A 19,879-nucleotide genomic window follows, 5' to 3' on the forward strand; every position below is an offset into this window, starting at 1 on the left:
ATGGGTCTGCAAATCGGTTTTGTTGCGCTGCTGTTGTTGGTGATTGCCCTCGCCGGCTCGACGTTCCGCATCCTGCGTGAATACGAGCGCGGCGTGGTGTTCCAGCTCGGACGTTTCTGGCAGGTCAAAGGCCCGGGGCTGATCCTGCTGATTCCGGTGGTGCAGCAAATGGTTCGCGTGGATCTGCGCACCGTTGTTCTCGACGTACCGCCGCAGGACGTGATCACCCGTGACAACGTGTCGGTGAAGGTCAATGCCGTGCTGTATTTCCGCGTGCTCGACCCACAGAAGGCGATCATTCAGGTCGAGGATTTTCTCTCGGCCACCAGTCAGTTGGCGCAGACCACTTTGCGCGCGGTGCTCGGCAAACACGAACTCGATGAGTTATTGGCCGAGCGCGAGCAGTTGAACATCGACATCCAGCAGGTGCTTGATGCGCAGACTGATGCATGGGGCATCAAGGTCGCCAACGTCGAGATCAAACATGTCGACCTCAACGAATCGATGGTCCGCGCCATCGCCAAGCAGGCTGAAGCCGAACGCGAACGACGGGCAAAAGTCATCCACGCCGAAGGCGAATTGCAGGCCTCGGAGAAACTGATGCAGGCTGCCGAGATGCTCGGTCGTCAGCCGGGGGCGATGCAGTTGCGTTATATGCAGACCTTGAGTTCGATTGCCGGCGACAAGAGTTCGACGATTGTCTTTCCGTTGCCGATCGAGTTGCTCAAGGGCATGGCGGATTTGTCGGGGAAATCTTGAGGAGCGAAAGATCGCAGCCTGCGGCAGCTCCTACAGGGGATCACATTCCAATGTAGGAGCTGCCGAAGGCTGCGATCTTTTCAGGCTCCACGCAATTTTTCCAAAGCTTCATAGGGCGCTCGCGCGCACGTCTGCACACGCGCCTGCAACAGCGCCGAAGCCTCGCGGCGTTTGTCTTCACCATCGGCAACAAACACTTGCGAAGGCTGTTTCGCATGCTGCGCGGCAGCGGCAAACACCTGCTGACGCTGCACATCATTCAATCGAAAGAACCGCGCCAAGCGCCCAGCCATCGCATCGGGCAACTCGTTGTAATTCACCGCCAAACCGGCCGAATCCCGACAATGTAGCAACCCCGCCTCCAACAACCGCCCCAAACGCCGCGCGATAAAATCTTCACGGCCCTCGAACTGCAACCCATCCTCCAATACGCAATCACCGAGCATCCCCGGCACCATGTGCATGCCCGGACGGCGCAGATGGGAAACAGCAATTTCCAGCGGATCACGATAGAGAAACAGCCACGGCGTGTCCGGGAAACAGGTCTGCAACAGCGGCCATTCACCGATGTTCCAGGCATCAAGTTTGACCACTAAACGCTGTTCAACACCGCGTCGGCGCTGACCATATGCCGAGAGCAAGCCGACGATGGCGGCCCCGCGTTCGGCATCAGGCAAATCACCGCGCAACAGCGCATCCAGCGGTGGCGGTTCGGACACCACGATGTGATCGTCGAGTTGCGCGAGCATCTGACTGATCAACGTCGAGCCACAGCGCGAGGCGTGCAGAATAAAAGCGCTTGGTACGAGGCCGGGGCTTTGCGCTTGCCATTCGGTCAGCGCCGACAGCGTCGTCTGCCGTCGAAACGCCTGATTGAAGGGCAGCCGCAGTGCATCGTCCACCGCCTCACGGAAAAACGGCTGATGCAACGGCGTGTCACCGAACCAGCACCAATCCACCCGCCACTGCCCGTCGACCGGCCAGACACGAATGGGCAGCCAACCGTCGAAACTCAACAGCTCCATTGTTCGTGCCATTGCCGACGACCATTGCGCATCGCGGTACGCAGTTCTTCGCGAGAAAATACCAGGCCGCGTTCCGCCGCGAGTTCCAGCGTTCGGGCGATAAACATCTCAGGGTCATGCAGCGTGCGCAAGGCCAGTGACAGCGAGTCATCCTCAGTCACCAGCCTCTGAAAGCGCTGCAAGTCGGTATCGGCCAAACCCGGCGCTGGTGTGTCGGGCAATCCTTCGACGATCATCTGCTCAAGCCAGGCATCGGGTTTGCAATCGATGACCAGATGAATACGCGCAGCGGTATCGCGGTTATCCACTCGGTGCGGACGGGCGAGATCGAGAAACCAGCATTCCCCGGCAGCCATCGGCACGCGTTGACCGTCGAGCCAGAAGTCGACATTGGGCGGACTGAGCAACGGAATGTGCAAACGGCGATCGGCGTCCGGGCCATTCAGATCGTAATCGCGATGTTCGTGAACGCGCGCGCCAGGGCCCAGGCGCAGCAGTCGAGCGCTGACGATATTCAGCGACAGATTGCGCAAACCGTGGCGCCAGCGCTCATCACGCAACCACGGTTCGCGTAGCAACGGCTCACCGCGACCGGGCGACAGTTCGGTCAACGCATCGGCTGCCGAAATCAGCGCGACGCCACTCCAGTCACCCGAGAAATACTCGGTGTTGAAGTGACTGCGCCAGGCGTCGTCGGCAATCGCCGCCAGCGCTTGCAGCAACAGCGGCAAATCCACCGTCACCGGCAATCGCGAGAACGCCGGCCGGCTCATGTCCTGGGCAACACCGCGCACTCGCCGAGCCAGGTCAGCAATCGATCAAGGCAGGCTTCGACCGTTTGCGCATCGGTGTCGAGCACCAGCGACGCCTGCGTTGGCGGCTCATACGGTGCCGACACTCCGGTAAATCCAGCGAGGTCACCGCGTCGCGCCCGTGCGTAATGTCCTTTCGGGTCGCGCTGTTCGCAAACAGCCAGAGAGGCGCTGCACCAAACGTCGCGATAGTCCTCACCTAACCGTTGCGCGAACACCTCACGTAGCTCAACCAGTGGCGCAATCATCGCCAAAATCACGATTTGCCCGTTTTCCACCAGCAACGCGGCGAGCTCGCTGGCGCGACGAATATTTTCCTGGCGATCAGCGTCGGTGAATCGCAGATCCCGATTGAGCCCGATGCGCAAACCGTCGCCATCCAGTACCACGCTTTGCAAACCTCGCCCGAACAACTCGGCGTGCAGCGCCTGCGCCAATGTCGACTTGCCCGCCGCCGGTAGGCCGGTCAACAGAATCGCTGCACCGCGATGCCCATTTCGAACCTCGCGTTGGGTGCGGCTGACACTGGCGCTCGGCGCCAGCACATCACTGCGCCGGAGCATGCGCCACCACTGGCGTCGAGATATCCCCCGCCGCCCAAGCCGATTCACGGTTGGCCAGCGCGGTGGCAATCGACTGCACTGCGGTCGACTGCACCTGATCCGGCAGCGGATCGAGGCCGGCACTGGCGAAGATCTGGCCATAAGCATTGCGCAGGTCGGCGTACGACAGATCGCGGCGCAGATCCGCTTGCAGGTTGTTCAGTTCGCCCTGAATCAGTTCCAGCTCACCGATCCCTGCCGCCTGATGACGGTTGCGCAACTGGCCGACGATTTGTCCGTCGATGTCCGACAGTTGCTGATTGGTCTTGAACTGGCGCAACGCTTCTTGATAGTTGGCGTTGGCCACATAGAGCTGCGCGAGCACCGCGATCGACATCGCCTGACGCCGCGCGGTGGCGACTTCTTCACCTGCCTTGGCGACGTTGATTGCAGCGGGTGCGGAAATCACGTTGAACAGGTTCCACGTGATTTTCACGCCGTAATCGGCCCAGCCCTGCTCGACGAGGAACGAGTTGCTGTCGTAATGACCACCGGCGGAAAACTCCAGGCCCGGCAGCAGGCGCAGCATGGCCTTGCGGGTTTCGGCAGCGCTGATGCGCGTCTGGTAGTCCTGCTCGCGCAGTTCCGGGCGACTGGTCAGGGCTTCCTGCTCCAGTTTCGCCAGATCGACCTTGAGTTCGGGAATCTGATAACCGTCATCGGTGGCCAAGGTCAGGTTGGTGCCCAGCGGCAGGTTGATCAGGGTGGCCAGTTCGGTTTTCGCCAGCGACAAGGCACGACGCTGCTCTTCCAGTTGGCGGGTCGCTTCGATCAGCGAACGCTGATAACCGAGCGATTGCACCGGATCACCAATACGCTGATCACTCAGGGTCTGGCTGTTGTCGCGGGCGGTCTGCACGCGCGCCATCAGGCTGTCGATTTGTTTGAGCAGACGCTCGGCGGCCATCGCTCGCCAATAGGCCGAACGTACGTCCTGAACGATGGTGTTGATCACCTTGCGGCGCCGTTCCTGAACGATCAGGCGCTGGTCGCCCTGCTGCTTGGCGCTGATGTAGCTGACGCCGAAGTCGAGGACGTTCCACACCATGGTCAGGTCGGCTACGTCGCGGTCACGGTCCTGCGAGGTCGATGGTTCAAGAGACTGGGTGCCGGTGCGCACACTCTGGCTGCTGGAGGCGTTGACGTTGTTGCGCCCGACGTACCCGGCGTCCAGCGCCATGCGCGGCAGCATGTCGAAACTGGCGAGGTCGAGCTGCCGCTTGGCCAGCGCTTCCTCCATGATCTTCAAGCGACCTTCGAGGTTGTATTTCACCGCGCGGGCCATGGCCTGGTGCAGGGTCAACGGGCCGCGCAGCGGTTCCTGATCCTTGTACATGCCTTGCAGATCGCTTTTGGCGCGCTGCTCGCTGACGCTGCGCTCAATCGGGTCACTGGTCACTGCACATCCGCTGATCGCCAGCGCCAGTAGGCTGGCGCCGAACAACTTCTGACTTTTCTTCATCCCTGGATCGCCCCTAGGTCCTGCACAGTGTTGAGTAATGGTGAGTTCAGGCTGACATTTCGCTGATGCCGACCTGTTGCAGCGCTGCCGCCAGGTCGTCGACCCGGTGCTGCTCGGTGTCTTTGAGCTGTTGTAGTTGTTGCCCCAGTGTCGGCGCGCCAAACACACCGCGCAGGCCTTGGGAAATATCGCCGGCCTTGAGCGACTGGCTGCCGAATGCGTTCAGCGCATCCCGCTCGGCAGCACGGTCCTGACTGAACAGGCTCGCCAGTGTGCTGCTGGCGAATACGCCGCCATCACCACCGCCAAAACCGAGGAACCCGTGGCCGGAGCCATCGCCGCTGCTGTCACTGCTGCTGAACACTTGCGCGATGTAACTGCGGCTGAGGGCACCGTGATTGATGAAAATATCGCCAAGCGGGCGAATGCCGTTGCCGATCACCCGTTGTTCAAACAGCGGCGCAAAGGTCAGCGGTGAACCGAGCTCGCCGGTTGGTGGAGTGAAGATGAACGGCTGCAGCGGCACGTTCGGTGGCGGTGCCGGCACCACCGGGTCGCTGCTGCGAATCAACGGATCCGGGATCACGACACTGGTCGGCGTGGTCGGCACAGTGGGCACGGTGGGCGGCACGACCACCGGCACCGTATTAATCGCGTAGTTGTTGGAACTGCTGACGCCGCTGCCGCTGTTGCCGGACGCATCACTGACCCCGGCACTGTTGACGCTGATCGCGTTGTTCGCACTGTTGACGTTGGCGTTCGGTGTCAGGGTGGCGGTCCAGCTCTTGCCTCCGTCGCTGCTGCTCAGGTTGGACAAGGTGCCGTTCGCCACCGCGATGTCTGACAGATCGAAACCGCTGACCGCCTCGTTGAAGGTAATGGTCACCTGCGAGGTCTGGCCGATGCCGATGTTCGGGTTGGCAATGACGACCGTCGCACTCGGCCGCTCGCTGTCGAGCGCGTAGTTGTTCGACACCGCCACTGTGCTGCCGACGTTGCCGGCCAGATCGGTGACATTGCTGGTGTCGAGCGCAATGAAATTGCTCGGGTCGGTGACATTGGCCGTTGGCGTGAAGGTCGCGGTCCAGGTCTTGCCGCCATCGCTGCTGCTCAGGTTGCTCAAATCGCCATTGGTCACGCTCAGGTCGGACAGATCGAAGTTGCTCACCGCCTCGCTGAAGGTGAACGTCACCGTGGTGGTCTGGCCGATGCCCAAGTGGGGATTGGCGACCACGATATTCACCGTCGGCCGGGTCGCGTCGAGCGCGTAGTTGTTGGAAATCGCAATGCTCGCGCCGAGGTTGCCGGCCAGATCCTGCACACCGGCCGTGTCGACGATGATCAGGTTGGTCGTGTCGTTGACGTTGGCCGTCGGTGTCAGCGTGGCGGTCCAGGTGATGCCGCCATCGCTGCTGGTCAGGTTCGCCAGCGTGCCGTTGGCGACGCTGATGTCCGACAGGTCAAAACCGCTGACCGCTTCACTGAAGGTGATGGTCACCGTGGTGGTTGCACCGATGCCCAGGCGATTGTCGGCGACCACGATGGTCGCGGTCGGCAGCGCCGTGTCGATGGCGAAATTGTTCGAAGCGGTGGTGCCGACGCCGCTGTTGCCGGAGGCGTTGGTCACGCCACTGTTGTCGAGGGTAATCAGGTTGGTGGTGTCGGTGATGTTGGCGGTCGGCGTGAGTGTCGCCGTCCAGGTGATGCCGCCGTCACTGGAGGTGAGGTTACTCAGGATGCCATTGGCGATGGTCAGGTCCGCATTGGTGAAACCGCTGACGGCCTCGCTGAAGGTGATGGTCACCGTCGAGGTTTCGCCGGCCTTGAGCGCGGTATCCGCGACGACGATGGTCGCGGTCGGCACTTCGGTCTGCACCGCATAGTTGGCCGAGTTGGTGATGCCGCTGCCGGCATTGCCCGCCAGATCGCTGATGCCAGCGTTGTTCAGCACGATCAGGTTGGTGGCGTCACTGACGCCGATGGTCGGCGTGAAGGTGGCCGTCCAGGTGATGCCGCCGTCGCTCGACGAGACATTGCTCAGCGTGCCGTTGGCAACGCTCAGGTCGCTGTTGTCGAATCCGCTGACCGCCTCACTGAAAGTAATGGTGACGAGCGCGGTTTCACCGGGACGCAGATCGGTATCACTGATGACGATGGTGGCGGTCGGGCGCTGACTGTCGATCACGTAGTTGGCCGAATCGGTGGTGCCGCTGCCGGAATTGCCCGCGATGTCAGTGATGCCGGTGTTGTCCAGGGTGATGATGTTGCTGGTGTCGGTGATGCCCGCCGATGGAGTGAACGTCGCCGTGTAAGTGATGTTGTCCGAGGTGCTCAGCCCGGAGAGCGTGCCGTTGGCCACGGTCAGGTCGGCCAGGGTCAAACCGCTGACGGCCTCGCTGAAGGTGATGGTCACGGTGGTGGTCTGGCCGACGCCCAGCGCTGAATCGGCGAGCACCACGGTGGCGGTCGGGCGCTGGGTGTCGATGGCGTAATTGTTGGAGTTGGTGGTGCCACTGCCGGCGTTGCCGACGGCGTTCTGCACACCGCTGTTGTCGAGGGTGATCAGGTTGCTCGCGTCCGTGATGTTGCTGGTCGGGGTGAAAGTCGCCGTCCAGGTGATACCGCCGTCGCTGCTGCTCACCGCCGTCAGCGTGCCGTTGGCAATTGTCAGGTCGGCGTTGTTGAAACCGGTGACGGCTTCGCTGAAGGTGATGGTCACCAGCGACGTTTCGCCGATGGTCAGGCTGTTGTCCGCGACGACGATGGTCGCGGTTGGCGCCACGGTGTTGATGGTGAAGTTGCCGGAGTTGGTCGTGCCCGTGCCGGCGTTCCCGGCCAGGTCGGCGATACCGGTGTTGGCCAGGGTGATGATGTTGCTGGTGTCGTTGATCCCGCCGGTCGGCGTGAAGGTCGCCGTCCAGGTGATGCCGCCATCGGCGCTGCTGACCGCCGTGAGCGTACCGTTGGGGACGGTCAGGTCGGCGTTGGTGAAACCACTGACCGCTTCGCTGAAGGTAATGGTCACCAGTGTCGTTTCGCCGGCGCTCAGCGCGGGATCGGCGACGACGATGGTCGCGGTCGGCCGCTGGGTGTCGATGCTGTAGTTGTTCGAATCGGTGGTGCCACTGCCGGCATTGCCGGCCAGGTCGGCGACGCCGGTGTTGTCCAGCGTCACCAGGTTGGTGGCGTCGGTGATGTTCGCGCTCGGTGTGAACGTTGCCGTCCAGGTGATGCCGCCGTCCGCGCTGCTGACCGCCGTCAGGGAGCCGTTGGCGATGGTCAGGTCGGCATTGGTAAAACCGCTGACCGCTTCGCTGAAGGTGATGGTCACCAGCGAGGTGTCGCCGATTTTCAAGGTGCTTTGCGTGAACACCACGGTGGCGGTCGGCCGCACGGTGTCGACCGCGTAATTGTTGGAATCAGTGGTGCCGCTGCCGGCATTGCCCGCCAGATCCGCGACCCCTGTGTTATTCAGGGTGATCAGGTTGGTAGCGTCAGTGATGCTGCTGGTCGGCGTGAACGTCGCCGTCCAGGTGATGCCGCCATCCGCACTGCTGACTGCGCTCAACGTGCCGTTGGCAATGCTCAGGTCGGCGTTGGTGAAGCCGCTGACCGCTTCACTGAAAGTAATCGTCACCAGCGAGGTTTCACCGATTTTCAGCGCGGTATCGGCGACCACGATGGTCGCCGTCGGCCGTGCGGTGTCGATCGCGTAGTTGTTGGAGTTGGTGCTGCCAGTGCCGGCGTTGCCGGACAGGTCATTGACCCCGGTATTGTCCAGAGTGATCAGGTTGGTGGTGTCGGTGACGCTCGTGGTTGGCGTCAGCGTGGCGGTCCAGGTAATGCCGCCGTCGCTGCTGCTCAGTCCGGTCAAGGTGCCGTTGGCCACCGTCAGGTCGGCGGCGGTGAAGCCGCTCACCGCTTCGCTGAAGGTGATGGTCACCACAGAGGTTTCGCCTGCCGCCAGATTGGTGTCGGCAACGATAATGGTCGCTGTCGGTCGTACGGTGTCGACCACATAATTGGCCGAATCGGTGGTGCCACTGCCGGCGTTGCCGGCCAGATCCGCCACCCCGGTGTTGTCGAGGGTAATCAGGTTGGTGGCATCGGTAATGCTCGCGTTCGGGGTGAACGTCGCCGTCCAGGTGATGCCGCCGTCGGCGCTGCTGACGTTGGTCAGCGTACCGTTGGCAATGGTCAGGTCAGCGTTGGTGAAACCGCTCACTGCCTCGCTGAACGTGATGGTCACCAGCGAGGTGTCGCCGATTTTCAGCGCCGTATCGCTCATCACGATTGTCGCAGTCGGACGCTGGGTATCGATCGCGTAGTTGTTCGAGTTGGTGGTGCCGACACCGGCGACGCTGTCGGACACCGCCGTCACCCCAGTGTTGTCGAGGGTGATGAGGTTGGTGGTGTCGGTAATGTTGTTGGTCGGCGTAAAGGTTGCCGTCCAGGTGATACCGCCGTCGGCGCTGGACACATTGGTCAGCGTGCCGTTGGCAATGGTCAGGTCGGCGTTGGTAAAACCGTTTACGGCGCGGCTGAAGGTGATGGTCACCAGCGAGGTTTCGCCGATTTTCAGCGCGGTGTCGGCGACCACGATGGTGGCAGTCGGCGGTTCCACGTAAGCGGTGTTGAGCGTACCGCCGTTGTTGTAGATGCCCACCAGTGCGCTCGGCGTTGTGCCGGTCGAACCGCCGTTGGAAAGCCCACCACCACCGCTGGCAGCGCCGTTGCCACTGATCGCGGCAAAGTTGCTCGCGGTGATCAGCACCACGCCGCCGTTGTTCCAGATCGCGCCGACGCCGCGACCGCCAGCCCCGCCATCGGCGCCGTTGCTGCCGACCCCACCGCCACCACCACCGCCGCCACCGGCAGCAATGTTATTGCTGATGACCGAGTTGCCGATGACTTTCAGGGTGCCGCTTGCAGCGTTGTAGATGCCGCCGGCCGCATTGCCGCCGACGCCACCGACTTTGTCCCAACCGGAACCACCGCCGCCGCCACCAATGGACAGCGTGCCGTTACTGGCCGAACCGCCGTTGCCGCCATGACTGTAACCGGCACCGGCGCTGCCGCCATTGCCGCCGACGCCACCGGTGCTGGTGCCGCCGCGGCCGCCCATGTCGGTCGGACTGTAACCACCGCCATAGCCGCCGGCATTGGCACCGCCCGCCCCCCCGGCATAAGTGCCGGTGCCCGGGCCAGAAGTACCGCCATGGCCACCGGACTGGCCACCGATACCCGCACCGCCGCCACCGCCACCGCCGACATAACCGCCGGTCACACCACCGCCACCACCACCGCCGGAGGCGGCGTTGGCAGTCACTGTCACGTTGTTCAGGGTCAGAGTCCCGGCGTTGAAAATCCCACCGCCCATGGCCCCCGCAGCGGCTGAACCACCATTACCACCGTTGCCCGCCACCAGACCTTTGGTAATCACCAGCCCGTCGAGGGTCACGGTGTTGCCGGAGGTGACTTCCACCACGCGGGTCTTGTACTGACCGTCGAGGGTCACGTCGGCCACGCCGTCGTTGTTCAGGTCGCCATCGACGGTGATGCTCTTGTTGATCAGCAATTCAGAGGTGAGCTGGACGGTCATGCCGGAACTGAACGTGACGATGTCACCGTTCTGCGCCGACGCCAGCGCCGCACGCAACGAGCCGACGCCCGAGTTGAGATTGTTGGTCGCCGTCCACGTGGCCAGTCCCCACTGGTATTCGCTCATGGCTTTGCTCGACAGCACATTGGCGCTCTCGATGGTGCCGGTGGCGATCTCCAGATCCCAGTCGCCACCCACGCCGGTGCGGTTGTTCGATGCCGCCACGTCACGCCCGGTCAACTGCGCCAGCGAGTCGACGAAACTCAAGCCGCGATCGCCCTCGGCGGTGTAGCAACCGTAGATCAGGATGTCGCCGCCGACGTTCATGTCCTTGCCGATCTCGCCAAGAATCGCGCTGCGTTGCGCGACGTTGTCGGCGGACAGATAGCTGTTGCCCAGCCACAAATCACCGGCATTGCCGTGGGCAATGATCTGCACCGAACTGACGCCGTGATGTTGATCAAGGTAATCGGCGATCTGCTGCAGGCCGTCCTTGGTAGCGTCGAGCTTGACCACTTGCGTGCCGGGCGCGATCCCTTGCAGCAGGGCGTCAGCATCCTTCACTCGTGAGTCGACGAAGACCACGCTCTGGCCCGGTACGGCAACAGGACTGGCGGCGGGTGCGGCATCAGCCTGACCGTGGGTGTCTTTGCTCGCGACCGGGTGATCGGCCGTCGGCGCCTTGGCCGCATCGGCAGCGGTAGGGGCATGGCTGTCCGCCTGCGCGGCCGTGTCGGCCACGGTGGCGGCGACCGCACCGTCGAACAGCATGCGCGGTTCCAGCGACATGATCAGCGGCGAGGCCAGCGGACGCTGACCTGCGGTTGCCTGAGACTTGACCTTTGCCCCACCAAAAAGGGTCCACCACATGTTGCTCACCCGAACTCGAACGAAGGTACGTGACGCATCAATGAAAAACGCCGCGATCAACTGATCGCGGCGTCGGACTTCATACGAATGACATTGGCGGCGCTGGCTGAGCCATCGAGCCAAAAAGACAAATCGGCGTATTGCTTGAACAGATCCGGCGGCAGAATCGTGCGCCGTGATTGCAAGGCAACCTTGGGTTTGACCGTGTGCAGGCCGGCCAGGCCAAGGCCCTGGTCGAACGCTGGCGCGTCATAGGCCAGGTGTTCGAAATCGTGCTCGAACCACGGCTCGCCAATAAAGTCGTAGACCAGTCGCAGGACCCGTTCCGGGGCTTGGCTGAGCAGGTCGTAATCGACGATCAGCAACGATTCGGCATGCTCGCCGTAATAGGCTTCCTTGAGCGCCGCCCAGGCAAAACCCACCAGTCGATTGCGCTGGGCCAGGGTTTCGCAGCGGCTGTAAACGGTGTTGCGTTCGGCAGCGTCGCTGAACAGTTTGGTGTTTTCGTAGGGATTGGCGCGATACAGGCGTTCGAGGCTGTCCATCACCCAAGCCACGTTGCGCACGCAGGCGATGACTTTGGCCTGGGGAAACAGATCGCGGATCGCTGGCAGACGCGAGCTCCACTGCCGGTTGGTGTCGAACACCAACGGCTTGTCGGCCTTGTCGGCATAGAAGGATTCGAACAGGCCACGCAGCAGGCGCCTACGCATGGCAGTGTCGATCACCGCGCCGTACTCACTGCCGGCGCTGCATTGTTCAAGGACACTGGAGAATAGAGAACCGACCGGGCTGGTCATGCCGGCATGAAAGCGCGGGTTCTGCAAAAGGATCGCAGAAAGCAGGGTCGAGCCTGAGCGCGGCAAGCCGGAGATAAAGTGGAACTGCTGCAATCCCTTCACCGTAATCGGAAGTCCTTTTGTCCGACAGAGCGTAGTTCAACTAGTAACCCTGCGACTAGTAGTGTTTTGATATCACTCAGAGCAAAAAGAACTAACTGATTAACTTTTAATCGCGAATAAGCAGATGAATCGTTTTAGTCCCGTCACGGCTCAGTTGGCCGGCGATCTGGCCACGAACAATCGTGCCTGTACACCACCCGCGTGAACCTCCGCGCCGACGGTCCAGGCAGGCGGCAGCGGCAGAAATTCCGCCGGATCATCGAACGACCCGACCAGCCAGACCCGGCCATTGCCGTTCAGCTCGGCAAGGCTGTCGAGGTACACATCGGGCGTCACCAACGTGCCAAAACCGTACTCGTTCGGCCGCGTCGGATGGCCATCGGCAGTCGGCGGCGTGTAGAGGCGCACTTGGGCGCCGGTGCGATCGTAGTAGACGTAGCTCAAGTACCAGAGCATGTCGCTGGTGACGATGCGATCGCCGGGCTGGAAATGCTGATTGACGTAGTTCACCACCCGGTCGAGCTGGTCATTGCTGTCGACCGTGGCGTTGTTGTTCACACCGACCAGTTCAACCGCCACCAGTGACACCAGCACCGCCAGCGCCAACACCCGCACGCGGCTGTACAAACGGTCGATGGCCAGCGCCGCCAACAGCGGCAGGCCCAGCGCATAAGCGGTCAAGTAGCGTTCGATGAACACCGGCGTGATGAACGACACCGCAAACACCAGCAACAGCGGCACGCCGGTGTACAAGGCCAGCAAGACACTGCCCCGCGAAACGCTGCGATCACGGATCACCGCCACCGCTGCCAGCGTCAACAGAGCCAGAGGCAAGGCGCCGAACACCGGCAGCGGCAGGTTTTCACCATCGTCCTGAATCAGCCAGGACCAGATCATCGACGGCAACGAGCCGAGGCTCACCGGCGGCTCCCAGCCCACGTCCCCGCCCACCTTCAGTTGCTCCATGTGCTGGGTCAGATCGAGCAGATGGGGCAACCACGGCAGGTACAACACGACGATGGCCAGATTCGCCAGCCACCACGCCGGGCGCTGGATATGCCGGAAGCGATAGCCACGCTGGACCCGGATCAGCGCCAGATAAATCCAGTGGCACAGCGCCGCCAGCACGGCGAAGTAATGGGTGTAGAACGCTGCCGTCATCAACAGCAGGTAAAACAGCAGATAAGCATGACGCTGCGGGCGCCGGATCCAGTAGACCAGCGCCAGCGTCGCGGCCATCAGCAACAGCCCGAGCAGCGCATACATGCGCACTTCCTGGCTGTAGCGCACCGCCGTCGGCAACAGCGCCAGCAGCAGGCCGGCGAAGATCGCGGCGCGGCGGGTGGCCAGTCGATCCACCAGCCAGATGCCCAACCCGACGGCGGCGATCCCGGCGAGGGCGCTGAAACTGCGCAGGGCAAAAATGCCGTCGCCGAACAAATCGATCCAGCCGTGCAGCAGCATGAAGTACAGCGGCGGGTGCACATCGTAGGCCGCGTGGCGCCAGATCTCGCCCAGCGAGTAACGCGCCAGCAGCAGACTGGAACCCTCATCGCCCCAGATCGCCGCAGCCGTCAGATCGTAAAAACGCACGGCCGCCGCCAACAACAGGATCGGCAGCAGCCAGTGTTCTCTGGCCCAACGAAGCAAGCGCAAACCGGCAAACCACGGCCCTGGTGTCGCGTGCGGATCCTGGGTGTCGCCCACCGGGGTTACTCTGTTCAGCGCCATCGTTTCCTCTCGCCGCACCACATCGCCACGACCGTATGAACCGCAAAAACCTGCCAGTCACTTTAGGTCAGCCGCACAAGCACCGTCGATGCCGGTTTGCCTTTTCACGACATCCGGCAACCTTGCCAATCCGCGTCTACGCTCTGGCGTGGCGTGACCTGGCCACGGAGTGCCAAGGCAACTGCAGCAGCCTGAATTCACTAGCGGCCCGCCGACAACCAATCAGAAGGATGAGGACTTTATGGACGTTTACATGGGCACTGTTCTGACGTTTGCCTTCAACTATGCGCCCAGCGGCTGGGCCTTGTGCAACGGTCAGATCATCGGAATCAACCAGAACCAGGCGCTGTTTGCACTGCTGGGGACGGTGTATGGAGGCAACGGCCAGCAGACGTTCGGGCTGCCCAACCTGCAAAGCCGCCTGCCGATCTGCCAAGGCAACGGCCCCGGCCTGACACCGAGGGTGATGGGGGAAATTTCCGGCGCCGAGCAAGTCACCGCCACCCTCAACAACTTGCCGAACCACACCCACACCCTGGCCGGGCTCACGGCCACCACCACCGTGCAACTGGCCAACCCGGCGAGTAACCCGGCGGGCGCGCCGACTGCGACCAACGCCTACATCGGCGCTTCGGGTACCGGGCCGGGCCTGGCGAATATTTTTTCCGACGCTCAAGGCGCATCGCCGGTACCGCTCAAAGGCGCAGCCACCACCATCAGCGGGACCATCACGCCGACCGGCAATGGCCTGCCCCTGCCGATCATGAACCCGTATCTGGTGCTCAACTTCAGCATCGCGCTGAACGGCATTTTTCCTTCGCGCAACTGACCGAACGCCGGGGGAGCCACCTCCCCCGACACCTCACCTTGCTGGAGCGAGACCATGCTGCAATCGGTTCATAGCCAACATTTCCAGGCACTGCTGGGTCGCGTTGGCACCCTGCATCTGCCCGATGGCAGTGCGCTGCAGATCCACATCGGAGAACTCGAAGAAAAACCGCTGGCGAAAATGCGCTACAGCGAGCGCATGCCATTCTGCGTCGAATTGAGCAGCCTGGAACCGACTGAATTCATCGACGGTTTGTGTGCCCTGGAGCTGCCGGAACTGGGGCGGGTCGAAGGGATCTTCGTCTCGCGGGTACCCGCGATGGGGCGCGACCCGGCGCTGGCTTACTTCCACGTCACCTTCAACTGACCCGGCCATCGTTAAACCAACATCAAAAGCATCGTTGACCTGTAGGAGCTGCCGCAGGCTGCGATCTTTTGATCTTGAGTTTCAGTTTGAAAAAACAGGATCAAAAGATCGCAGCCTGCGGCAGCTCCTACAGGGGGTTATTGGGGGTACCAGACGAGGCGTTCGGCGGCGGGGTTGCGTTCTTCGACGGCAAAACCCAATGCCAGATAATGCCTGCGCGCGTGTGGATTACTGGTCCAGACCACCGTCGCCACCGGGCAACGAATCTGTTGCGCGGCTTTCTGCACGCCTTGCAATACGGCACGGCCGAAGCCCTGGCCGCGCGCCTGCGGGATGAACGCCAGGTACAACACGCGAATCTCATTGGCGCCGAAATCGGTGCTCAACGCGCCGATGGCGGTGCCGAGTTTTTCCACCACGTAGTGCATGGCGTTGGGGTAGTTGTCGCCCATGCCCTGCTCTTGCACCTGAAACTGCTGGGCGACGACTTGCTGCACGTGTTCCGGCTCGCCGTCGATCCATTGCAGATCCGGCCGCGCCGTTTGATAAAGACTTTGCAAAAACGGCCCGTCGGTTGCCCGCGAAGGCCGTACCACCAATCCCTCTGCCGCCACTGCTGCGCTGTCCGTCATCCTGCTCTCCCTAAAAACCGCTTTCCCTGACGCCCAGTGCCGCCACCCGGCGCCACGCCACACCGAGCAGCGATTCGCCGCTGCCCTGCAACACCACCACGCCGCGCAACGGTTGCGTCGGGGTCGATGCCGTCGTCAATACACTCAGGCGCACGCCGTATTGCGCCTGCACCGGCTCCGCCCGCTGCTGTTGATCGCGACGCACGGCGATCGGCCCGTGGTGATCGGAGGTCAACGCCTCCTGATCGACGTAAGCCACGCCGTTGGTGTCGATTTCATTCAATTGCACGGCGAGCGCCGGGTGCATCGGGTCATCGGCGATGAAACGGCCATTGGCCCCCGGTTTGACTCGCCACAACTCGGCTTCGGCCAGATATCCGCGCAGCCGTGCACCGTCTTCGACCACCCGGGCCAGCGCATCGCGGGTCGATAACCAGCGCCCGACCGTCATATTCGGCAGCAGATCGCGCACGCTGCCGGCATGCGGCGCGCGCAGCAGCAAGCGTTCGCGCTGGGCGCTCAAGCCGCGGTACTCGGCCACCGCTTCTGCCAGGCGTTGCTCAACGATGCCGGCGTCCGCGGCGGTTTCACTGCGACCGGCCTGGCGGCGCATCAACAACTGCTGAATTTTGATTTCGCGGCGGACAATCGCCAGACGCGATTCAAGATCCGGCGACTCCAACTCGATCAGCACATCGCCCTGCGCAACCTTCTGCCCATCCGTTACCTTCACCGCTTTGACCCGCGCCGCCGTCGGCGCATGCAAGGCACTGGCGCGCCCGGCCTCAAGCATCGTCGGCAGTTCCACCGAACTGCGCCACGGCACGATCAGCACCAGTAGCAGCCCGAGCAGCGCCAATGCACTGAGCAACACGCGCGGAGCGTGCGCCTGCTCGCGACGGCTCCACCACTGGCGCCACTCACGCATGATCGGCAGAAAGATGAACCACACCAGTTCCACCAGCATCAGGAAGATCCCCAACACCTTGAAGAACAGGTGATAGACCGCCAGCGCGATCCCGAAAAACAACGCCGCACGCCACAACCACGAGCCATACCCCCAGATCAGCAAACGCCGTTGCATCTTCGGCGACCAAGGCTCCGGCGCGGGTGCGCCATAGCCAAACAAAAACTCCCGCAGGCGCCAGCGACACAGGGCAAACGCGCGACCCTGCAAGTTGTCGACTTGCCAAAAATCACTGATCAGAAAATACCCGTCAAAGCGCATGAACGGATTGAGATTGACCACCAGCGTGGTGATCCATGTCGCGCTGGCGAGCATGAACGCCGCCGTGCGTGCCGGGCCGTCAGGCAACAACGACCACGCCAGCAACGCGATACACGCCAACAGCAATTCCGCGAGCACACCGCCGGCACCGATCAGCAACCGCGCGCGGCGGTCATTGACCCGCCAGGCGTCGCTGACATCGGTATAGAACATCGGCAGCAAAACCATGAATGCCACGCCCATGCTCTGCACCCGACAGCCCGCACGCTTGGCCATGAACGCATGACCGAATTCGTGGCAGAGCTTGGCGAAAAACAGCGCCACACCGAACGCCATGGCGCCGCCGAGGCTGAACAGGTGGGGAAACGTCCCGACAAAGCGTTGCCAGTCCCGCGACACCAGAAATACGCCCAACGCCAGCGTTGCCGGCAAGCCGTAACGCAGCAGACGCGGACCGAAGCGCTGCAGCCATGGCCAGGCACGATTGAGAAAAGCGTCAGGGCGCCACAGCGGAATGCGGAAAAACAAATATTGATGCAGAAGGATTTGCCACAGACTTTGCTGCTGCGCCAACGCCTTGAGCCGGTAGCTGGCGCGCTGCTGGTCATCGAGCGCGCTGATCAAATCGTGACCGCGAAGAAACTCCAGCAACTGCTCAAGCTCGGTGCCATCCAGCGGCAGGCCGGGTTCGCGATTGGCCGCGCGCAAGACCTGTTCGGCATCGCCCAACGACCAGTGGCGCAACAAGCGCATCGCCGCCGTGCCGAGCTTGAAATAACGTCCGCGCACCGGATCGGCGAGGGTCCAGCGCGGCGAACCGTCCAGGGCCGGCGCCGCGGACGACAATTGCAGGTCGGCACGCAGGCTCGGCAGGTTCATTTACAGGCCCACGCTCTGGCGCAGGCCTGCCAATGGCCGACGCAGCAGATACAGCGCCAAGGGCGCGCGATCACCGAAAATCTTCGCCGTACCGCGCAGGCCGATACGCGGCGGCGCCTCGGCGAAGTTGGCGTCGAGCCGGTAAGCGAGTTGCCCGCCCGCCGTCGGTTGCGCTTCGTAAGCCGAGCGTTCCAGCGTGGCGAGATGGCGCTTCAACGGATCGCTGTCGAGAAACAGCGCCACCTCGGCACCGGGCTCAAGGGCAATCGCATCGCCCACGGCCAGTTCGATGCGCAGCTCGGCCTGGCTCGGATCGGCGACTTCCATCAGGCGCTCGCCGGTCTGTACCGGTCTGCCGGTCAAACGTTCGGCGTCGGCGAACACCGCAATGCCGTCGCGTTCGGCGCGCACTTCGCTGCGGTTGAGCAACTCGCGGGCGTAGTCGCGTTCGGCGCGTTTCTGTTCGGCGCGGGCGGCGAGCAAATCGACCTTGGCACTGGATTCCGCGTCGGCAAACGAGCGCTGCGAGTTGGATTTCAATTCCGCCTCGGCCACGCCCAGCGCACGCTCGGCGACATCGGCCTGCGCCTTCAGCGTGGTGCTTTCAAAACGCACCAGCACATCACCGGTTTTCACTGTTTGATTGGGTTTGACCAGAAACTCGGCGATCACCCCGTCCAGCGGCGCCGCCACCACGCGGCCGCCCAGCGGCACCACTTCAGCCGGGGCCAGCACCGATTGGCGCACCGGGATCAACAGCCCGAGCAACAGCACCGCGACCAGCGCCACTTGGCGTTTACGTGTCCAGCGCAACCGCCACGGTTTGCGCGGTTGCAGCGCCAGCCAGGCGTGGCTGTAGGTGTCGCCCAATTGCGACAGCAAGACTTGTTCGGAAGGGTTCCACGGCACATCGCGCGCCAGCCACAAACCGCCAAACACCTGAGCGTCGCGGTCGATCAGCGGCAGCCAGAACACCTGCGCCGCCGACAGCGTGCGCCAGTCAGCCTGGATGCTGTCATTCAGCAATTCCGGGGCAATCACCCGCGCCTGCTGCAGCACACCCTGTTTGAACAACTGCGCCACGGCCTGCTCGACGAACGCCACGAACGGCGCGTTGGGCTCCACCGCACTGACCCCGGTGACCGCCTGCACCTTGCCGGCAATCAACAACGCCGCATGACGAAAGCCGAACAGCGCCTGGCCATCGTTGACCAGGCTGTAGGCCAGTTGCGAGGCGTCGCGGGCAGCGCGGGTCTGGCGTTCCAGGTCAAGAAACCTGGCGAATACCTGCTCGGCGCCGCCGCTCACCGGGGCGTTCACTTAAGCTCCGGGAAACGTGCCGTGCCGCTCATGCCGGCCAGCAAGCCTTTGGCTTCGGGGAGTGTGGCGACCAGCAACAGGGTCTGACTGCCCTCATCGATTCGCGCGCCCAGGCGCTTGACCGTGGCATCGATCGGCTGGCCGGTTTCATCGGGAACGAAGCTGAAGGTCTGGCCGGGCTTGAGCCGTGCCATCCACCGTGACGGCACCAGCAAATGAATTTCGAGGGTACGGTTATCGACGACATCAAGCAGCGGTGCGCCGGCCGGCACGCTTTCATAGCGCTGCACTTTGCGTTCGACCACTTGCCCGTCGAACGGCGCGACCACGCTACAGCGCTTGACCTGCACTTGATAAACCTGGGATTGCGCCTGGGTTTCGCTGACCTTGGCCTCGGCCCGCGCCACTTCGAATCGGCCGACAGAATTGAGGGCGGCCAACTGTTTGTTGTGCGCCAGCTCTTCACCGGCACCACGACTGGCCGCCTGTGCGGCATTGAGTTGCGCCTGATAGGCCGAACAATCGAACTTCGCCAGCGTATCGCCCTTCTTGAACGACTCGCCCTCGCTGTAGGGCAACTCGACAATCCGCCCGGAAAGCTCACTGGCCAGCGTCGCCTGATCACGCGCCCGCAACACCCCGCGCGCCTCACTGCTCACGGTGGCCGCCGCCGTCCCCGGATTATCCAGCAGCGGATCGTCTGGCCCGGGCGTTTGCGCCTGAACTGCACACGTAACTAAGGTCAATCCGACAACCCAACCACGAAAACGCTGCATAACCGCTACTCCCTGACGGATGTGCGGAGTCTACGACAGCGGGGGTTAGCGTCAAGCGAAAGGCCATCATTGCATCGCAATCCT

At 62.7% G+C, this 19,879-nt stretch carries 14 protein-coding genes; 3 read left to right on the plus strand and 11 right to left on the minus strand.

What is annotated here, in order from left to right; translation table 11 throughout:
* A complete protein-coding gene (locus PMI37_RS09620; protein ID WP_003220464.1) occupies positions 1-759 on the plus strand; it encodes a slipin family protein in 759 nt (252 codons plus the stop codon).
* 80 nt (positions 760-839) lie between these two features.
* Here the strand turns inward: PMI37_RS09620 and PMI37_RS09625 are convergent, their stop codons facing one another.
* The 7 genes from PMI37_RS09625 to PMI37_RS09655 form a co-directional block, all read right to left on the minus strand.
* Positions 840-1,784 (minus strand): sulfotransferase family protein, encoded by a 945-nt coding sequence (locus tag PMI37_RS09625; protein WP_008080316.1) that lies wholly within the window; start codon positions 1,782-1,784, stop codon positions 840-842.
* Positions 1,772-2,557, minus strand: coding sequence for an aspartyl/asparaginyl beta-hydroxylase domain-containing protein (locus PMI37_RS09630; RefSeq protein ID WP_008080317.1), 786 nt, complete (start codon positions 2,555-2,557; stop codon positions 1,772-1,774). Before PMI37_RS09630 ends, PMI37_RS09625 begins: the two co-directional genes overlap by 13 nt.
* Complete coding sequence (cysC, locus tag PMI37_RS09635) at positions 2,554-3,159, minus strand: adenylyl-sulfate kinase (RefSeq protein WP_008080318.1); 606 nt, start codon at positions 3,157-3,159, stop codon at positions 2,554-2,556. Before cysC ends, PMI37_RS09630 begins: the two co-directional genes overlap by 4 nt.
* Positions 3,143-4,660 (minus strand): TolC family protein, encoded by a 1,518-nt coding sequence (locus PMI37_RS09640; protein ID WP_008080320.1) that lies wholly within the window; start codon positions 4,658-4,660, stop codon positions 3,143-3,145. Before PMI37_RS09640 ends, cysC begins: the two co-directional genes overlap by 17 nt.
* 46 nt (positions 4,661-4,706) lie before the next feature.
* Positions 4,707-11,132 (minus strand): Ig-like domain-containing protein, encoded by a 6,426-nt coding sequence (locus PMI37_RS09645; RefSeq protein WP_008080321.1) that lies wholly within the window; start codon positions 11,130-11,132, stop codon positions 4,707-4,709.
* Positions 11,133-11,188: 56 nt separating this feature from the next.
* The gene (locus PMI37_RS09650; RefSeq protein WP_008080322.1) at positions 11,189-12,034 is read right to left on the minus strand and encodes a sulfotransferase family protein; all 846 of its coding nucleotides are present in this window, start codon (positions 12,032-12,034) and stop codon (positions 11,189-11,191) included.
* Positions 12,035-12,184: 150 nt separating this feature from the next.
* Positions 12,185-13,765 carry a glycosyltransferase family 39 protein gene (locus PMI37_RS09655; RefSeq protein WP_008080323.1) on the minus strand — a complete coding sequence of 527 codons (1,581 nt, stop codon included), beginning with the start codon at positions 13,763-13,765 and terminating at the stop codon, positions 12,185-12,187.
* Between the two features lie 241 nt (positions 13,766-14,006).
* Between PMI37_RS09655 and PMI37_RS09660 the strand changes: the two genes are divergently transcribed.
* Entirely contained in the window at positions 14,007-14,594 is a 588-nt protein-coding gene (locus PMI37_RS09660) for a phage tail protein (RefSeq protein ID WP_008080324.1), read from the plus strand.
* Positions 14,595-14,648: 54 nt separating this feature from the next.
* Positions 14,649-14,960, plus strand: a complete 312-nt coding sequence (locus PMI37_RS09665) for a DUF6916 family protein (RefSeq protein ID WP_008080325.1) — start codon at positions 14,649-14,651, stop codon at positions 14,958-14,960.
* A gap of 137 nt (positions 14,961-15,097) precedes the next feature.
* Here PMI37_RS09665 and PMI37_RS09670 read toward each other — a convergent pair whose 3' ends face one another.
* From PMI37_RS09670 to PMI37_RS09685, 4 genes are read right to left on the minus strand one after another with little or no spacing between them, the layout of a single operon-like run.
* Positions 15,098-15,592 carry a GNAT family N-acetyltransferase gene (locus PMI37_RS09670; protein ID WP_008080328.1) on the minus strand — a complete coding sequence of 165 codons (495 nt, stop codon included), beginning with the start codon at positions 15,590-15,592 and terminating at the stop codon, positions 15,098-15,100.
* A 10-nt stretch (positions 15,593-15,602) separates the two neighbouring features.
* The gene (locus PMI37_RS09675) at positions 15,603-17,699 is read right to left on the minus strand and encodes a biotin/lipoyl-binding protein (RefSeq protein WP_008080330.1); all 2,097 of its coding nucleotides are present in this window, start codon (positions 17,697-17,699) and stop codon (positions 15,603-15,605) included.
* Positions 17,700-19,019, minus strand: a complete 1,320-nt coding sequence (locus tag PMI37_RS09680) for an efflux RND transporter periplasmic adaptor subunit (protein WP_008080331.1) — start codon at positions 19,017-19,019, stop codon at positions 17,700-17,702.
* A complete protein-coding gene (locus PMI37_RS09685) occupies positions 19,016-19,795 on the minus strand; it encodes an efflux RND transporter periplasmic adaptor subunit (protein WP_008080339.1) in 780 nt (259 codons plus the stop codon). The genes PMI37_RS09680 and PMI37_RS09685 overlap by 4 nt, the downstream gene beginning before the upstream one ends.
* Positions 19,796-19,879: the final 84 nt, after the last annotated feature.

It is taken from the genome of Pseudomonas sp. GM80 (assembly GCF_000282515.1).
Taxonomy (GTDB): domain Bacteria; phylum Pseudomonadota; class Gammaproteobacteria; order Pseudomonadales; family Pseudomonadaceae; genus Aquipseudomonas.

Coding starts and splice junctions, on each gene's coding strand:
- PMI37_RS09620 (WP_003220464.1), top strand. CDS start 1: ATGGGTCTGCAAATCGGTTTTGTTGCGCTGCTGTTGTTGGTGATTGCC.
- PMI37_RS09625 (WP_008080316.1), bottom strand. CDS start 1,784: ATGGAGCTGTTGAGTTTCGACGGTTGGCTGCCCATTCGTGTCTGGCCG.
- PMI37_RS09630 (WP_008080317.1), bottom strand. CDS start 2,557: ATGAGCCGGCCGGCGTTCTCGCGATTGCCGGTGACGGTGGATTTGCCG.
- cysC (WP_008080318.1), bottom strand. CDS start 3,159: ATGCTCCGGCGCAGTGATGTGCTGGCGCCGAGCGCCAGTGTCAGCCGC.
- PMI37_RS09640 (WP_008080320.1), bottom strand. CDS start 4,660: ATGAAGAAAAGTCAGAAGTTGTTCGGCGCCAGCCTACTGGCGCTGGCG.
- PMI37_RS09645 (WP_008080321.1), bottom strand. CDS start 11,132: ATGTGGTGGACCCTTTTTGGTGGGGCAAAGGTCAAGTCTCAGGCAACC.
- PMI37_RS09655 (WP_008080323.1), bottom strand. CDS start 13,765: ATGGCGCTGAACAGAGTAACCCCGGTGGGCGACACCCAGGATCCGCAC.
- PMI37_RS09660 (WP_008080324.1), top strand. CDS start 14,007: ATGGACGTTTACATGGGCACTGTTCTGACGTTTGCCTTCAACTATGCG.
- PMI37_RS09665 (WP_008080325.1), top strand. CDS start 14,649: ATGCTGCAATCGGTTCATAGCCAACATTTCCAGGCACTGCTGGGTCGC.
- PMI37_RS09670 (WP_008080328.1), bottom strand. CDS start 15,592: ATGACGGACAGCGCAGCAGTGGCGGCAGAGGGATTGGTGGTACGGCCT.
- PMI37_RS09675 (WP_008080330.1), bottom strand. CDS start 17,699: ATGAACCTGCCGAGCCTGCGTGCCGACCTGCAATTGTCGTCCGCGGCG.
- PMI37_RS09685 (WP_008080339.1), bottom strand. CDS start 19,795: ATGCAGCGTTTTCGTGGTTGGGTTGTCGGATTGACCTTAGTTACGTGT.